The sequence below is a fragment of the Bartonella sp. CL434QHHD genome (genome assembly GCF_042195145.1).
In the GTDB taxonomy this organism is placed as follows: domain Bacteria; phylum Pseudomonadota; class Alphaproteobacteria; order Rhizobiales; family Rhizobiaceae; genus Bartonella.
In genome coordinates this window covers 1-1,712 of sequence record NZ_JBHINT010000001.1, presented here as the reverse complement: position 1 = coordinate 1,712, position 1,712 = coordinate 1, and the positions used below count along the sequence as shown (strand labels likewise).

The following is a 1,712-nucleotide window of genomic DNA, read 5'->3' as shown; positions in this document are numbered from 1 at the left end:
AAACCAACACCCTAAAAAACGAAGCCGATAGCACGCCTGTCATCACGGAAAAAACGGAATATAGCGATATTTCTTTCCAAAGACCAAAGGGTTCTGATCAACTCAGTGATGGGATGTTATATCATGATGCGAAAGTTGGTCTTTGGGGACAAGGGCACGAACATCAAGATGATAACGGAGTTTGGAAAGGACACTTATACATTTACTTAGATAATCCACTTTGGAATAGTAAAGAAGAAACCTATGGCACCGCAATTTCAAGCGATGGAACAGTCTATAAGGCATTTACTTGGAAATATATTGACGAAAGAAACTCTGTAGAACAGTATCGATGGAATGGTGATAGGTGGAAGGCAGGAGGGATCTGGTCAATAAACAAACACTGGTCACATATGACAGAAAAGACTGTCACACAAGCATTTTCGCATAAACCAACTGTTTCGGGGGTAATACAATCTAGTGGCAATCTCATCATTAACGCTGATACCATTGACAACCATTATAGCACTATAGAAGCGGGGGGAAATGCCGATATCCAAGCCAAGACGCTGACCAATTTAGGTGCAACGGCTTATAAAAAAACCTATATGGGTTGTAATGCCAATACCCAGGATGGTTATTGTTATGGCTATAAAGCTGATGGAAGCCGCGATGTTTCTTTAGATATAGCCAATGGCAAGGATCGCCAGATTGGTTCAGAAGCTTTGGAGAGCGTTCCTGGTCTTGTCCAAGCGGGTGGCACGTTGAATTTGGTGGTCGATCAACTCAATAACACGGCAGCGGAAGGTTCGATTACAGGGGATGCGCATTTTAAAGCACAAGCAGCTGAACGTAAACCACTGGAGTCCTTAAGTGGTTTAACCGGGGTTGATGCTCTCTTTACACCAAAAGTGGATCTCAATAATGCGGGGGAACTTGCTGAGGGGCTTCCTTTACCAAAGCCCCAATCGGGTGGTGTTGGGGGCACGCTGCCCAACCAAAATTTCATTTATGAAACGCGGGCAGAATTCCTTGATGTTGGCAAGTTTTATGGCTCAGCCTATTATTTGAACAGAATTGGTTACAATCCTGACAGAGAGATTTTTTTCTTAGGCGATGCTTATTTCGAAAAGGAATTGATTGAAAAACAAATGCGTGATCTGGTTGGTCAAGGTTTGGGCAAAGGCTCCTTTATTCCTGGAAGTGATGCCATTGAACAAGTCAAAACTTTGCTGGATGTCGGGGCAGAATATGCAAAAGCACACAATCTCCCTTTTGGTGAGGCTTTGAGTGAAGAACAATTGGCGTCCCTAGAAGCCCCGATGGTGATTTATGTGCGCCAACAGGTCAAGGGCATGGATGTTTACGCACCGGTGCTTTACATCCCTGAAAAAGACAGAGCCTCCTTTGTTTCTGCTGGGGCTTTGATCATGGGCGATGATGTGAATATCACCAGCCAAAATACGAGCAATTCAACGATTATCAATTCAGGGCGGATTGCGGCAAATCACCAATTGCATGTGCATGGTGGGGATATCCTCAGTCAAGGGGGGCATTTTGCGGCGGGTGGGGATGCTGTTCTCCTTGCGGAGAAGAATATTCGTTTAGATGCAGGGCGCACAACGGTTGACGGCGTGGAGACCGTTTTAAACACCGAGGCGCTTTCTGCTGGTGGTAATGCAACGGTGATTGCTAAACAAAATATCACCGCCTCCGGGGTGGGGATCACCACC

The 1,712-nt window shown here is 45.4% G+C and carries 1 pseudogene; it reads left to right on the top strand.

Annotated elements, in window-relative coordinates:
- Positions 1 to 1,712 (top strand): annotated as a pseudogene (locus ACFILN_RS00005) (filamentous hemagglutinin); the annotation flags it as partial.